Genomic DNA, 2,803 nt, shown 5'->3' with positions numbered 1-2,803 from the left:
CAAAGCCGGCACGCGGTGGCTCTGCGAAGCTACACCACCAGCAGGGACACGACCGGCCGCGACGGCCGCGAGGTTCAGCAGGCGCGAGCGGGGCCGCCGCTTAAGCCCGCACACCTGGCGGGCTGTTGCTCGTTTCAATCGACCGCTGCAAGCAGAGCTTGCGCGTGTGCATGCACGACCTTGTCGAGACTGAATTGGTCGATGTAACGGGCACGGTACTCAGCGTGACGGCGCTCGGCTGCGACATTGTCATGGTAATAGATCATCGCTGCCACGAAGCCGGCCACGTCATCCAACGCGACTAAACGGCCAATCCGCTCATCGACAATGATGTCGCTCGGCCCGAACTCGCAGTCAAAGGCGACGACCGGCAGGCCGAAGCGCAAACCCTCGCAAATGGCGAGGGACCAGCCCTCCCAGCGTGCTCCTGACAAATAGACGTCGCTTCGCGAGAGAGGGGTCGCAGGGCTGTCGGGGTAATGCTCGATCGTCACGCGCCCGGACAGGCCGAGCTGGTCGATCAGCGTGCGGATCGCCGGTTCGTCCTCACCGTAGCCGACGAGTGAAAGTTGAGCGCCGTCACGCTCTCGGCAGAAGGCTGCAAACGCGTGCAGCAGAATATCGTACCCCTTCTGATAGGCGAACCGCCCCACGGTGACGAAGCGAACGGCACTCCCGCTGTCACGGTGATCGGGCGTAGGCCGGTCGAACGAACGCACGGGATTGGGCACCCAGACGTGCTCGACCTCGCTCGGATAGTCGGCCTTGAAGGCCTCAAGCTGGCGTGGAGAGGTGCCGAAAATGCGCGTCAGCCGCGGCAGTACGAGAAACCGCATCACCTCAAACAGCACCTTCGCCATGGGCGAGCGCCGCTCAAGCCTCGGATTGCCGTGCAAATAAAGGATGAAGCGACGCCGGAGGCCGAGGCAGCAAAGCCAGAACACGGCGGTGGCCTCGACCTGAGGCACGACGACAAGGTCGAACCGGCCCTCGGCAACCACCCGCCGGACCCGACGGAGGAGGTCGAACCGCCCGCTCGCCAAGCTGAGCACGACGTTGTACGGCCTGACATGGCCGACGATCTGCTCGAAGGGCGAGGTGTAGAGCACCGAAACCGCGACGTCTTCCGCATACTCGGTCGCCAGCGCCGAGCAGATCGAATCGGTCACGCGCTCGATGCCGGCGAAGGAGCGCGTCGGCGGCACGACGTAGAGGATAGTGATCTTCCTTTTTGACATCGCTCTCTCGACGCCATCGCACCGACCGCGAAGCAGCGCTTGTCACGGTACGGCTCTTGCAAAGTCTGCGCCAAGTCGGGGGCTTTGCTGGCAGCTGGGAACGGCATGCCGAGCGCGGAGGGCGGACCTCAGACAGAGGCTCAAGCGGGGCGAGGCATGACCAGCTCGACGTTCAGGCTCGCGGTGATCGTGAACTGCTACAACTATGCCGAATATGTCGAGCGAGCGATCGGCAGCGTGCTCGCTCAGCGCCGCGATGACTGCGAGGTCATCGTCGTCGATGATGGCTCGACGGATGCATCCTGGGAGGTCATCCGCCAGACGGGGGTCAGAGCTTTCCGCATCGAGAACGGCGGCCAGCGCCGCGCTTGCATCTATGGCCTCGACCAGACGACGGCGCCTTTCGTGCTGTTCCTCGACGCGGACGACGAGCTCTTGCCAGGCGCGCTCGACGCGATCATCCCCCATCTGCAGCCCGAGGTCGCCAAGGTTCAGTTCTGCCTTGGCCGCGTCGACGGCGGCGGCCAACACCTGGGCTCGATGGTTCCTCACCCAGAGCTGTTCTGCAGGGTTGGCGATCTGCGGGAGCGTGTCCGCAGGACGGGTGTCTATGTCAGCCCGCCGACGTCGGGGAACGTCTTCAGGCGCGACCTGTGCGAATTGCTGCGCGACGCCGATTACGACAACGCGGTCGATGGAATCATCATCCTAGCGGCTCCCTTCTTCGGCGAGATCGTATCTCTGCCGGAGGAGCTGGGGCTCTACCGCGTCCATGACCGCAACCTCTCAGGGGTCGGCCGCGGCATCGACGCCGACATAATCCGGCAGCATATGCAGCGCTTCAGGAACTGTATTGCTCACCTCAACAGGGTCATGCCCCGGGATTCGAAGCAGCAGCCCGTCGATATCGACACGACGTATTTTTACTTGGAAAAAAAGCTGATCCTCGCATCGGTCGTCGGCCAAGTGGGTCGCTATCGACAACTTCCCAAGCTGCTCAACGTTATCATCGGAGATTATTTTCCGCCCGCCCGAAAATTGATCCTTTCAGGATTCCACATCCTCATCGCCATTCTGCCATTCAGCCTTTCGCGACACCTCATCGAGGTTCGCTACCGACCCGAAAAGCGTACGGGCGCGGCATTGGCCCGGGCGCTGACGGGCACCAACCGCTGAGGTGACCTGCTAGAGGCCGGTCGTCTCACCGTCTCATCCCTGCCAGCCTATAGCCGCCACGAGTTAGCCTCAGCCGGTGAAGAGTTTGCCGAATTGTAGGCGACCTCGCCGGTCAATCCATCCCGCGGATTAGGCTGCGGGGAAGCAGATTGCCGATTTGGCTCAGGGCCCGCTGCGCCACTGTAGCAAATTGCCGAAACAAAAATGCTCGAAACCAGACACTCCCAGAGTCAGCTATGGGCAAATGCCGCCAACGGCGCCTTCATAGTCTGCGCGACACGACGGGCTGAGAGAGAACTTATCCCCGCCCCACACATCACCCCCATAATCACCCCACCTCATCCCCGAGGGGCAGCCATCCGGAGGTGTGCCGTTGGTGGGGGTGGGGG

The 2,803-nt window shown here is 62.8% G+C and carries 2 protein-coding genes; one reads left to right on the top strand and one right to left on the bottom strand.

Annotated elements, in window-relative coordinates:
* Positions 1–134: 134 nt before the first annotated feature.
* Complete coding sequence (locus tag AX750_RS03830) at positions 135–1,238, bottom strand: glycosyltransferase (RefSeq protein ID WP_066722791.1); 1,104 nt, start codon at positions 1,236–1,238, stop codon at positions 135–137.
* A 156-nt stretch (positions 1,239–1,394) separates the two neighbouring features.
* Here AX750_RS03830 and AX750_RS03825 point away from each other — a divergent pair, with 156 nt between their 5' ends.
* Entirely contained in the window at positions 1,395–2,414 is a 1,020-nt protein-coding gene (locus AX750_RS03825; protein ID WP_066722789.1) for a glycosyltransferase, read from the top strand.
* Positions 2,415–2,803 lie beyond the last annotated feature (389 nt).

Source organism: Methylobacterium sp. CCH7-A2 (assembly GCF_001557075.1).
Classification (GTDB): domain Bacteria; phylum Pseudomonadota; class Alphaproteobacteria; order Rhizobiales; family Beijerinckiaceae; genus Allobosea; species Allobosea massiliensis.
Note: the sequence above shows the minus strand (reverse complement) of the source record. Positions and strands in the feature narration are given on the sequence as shown.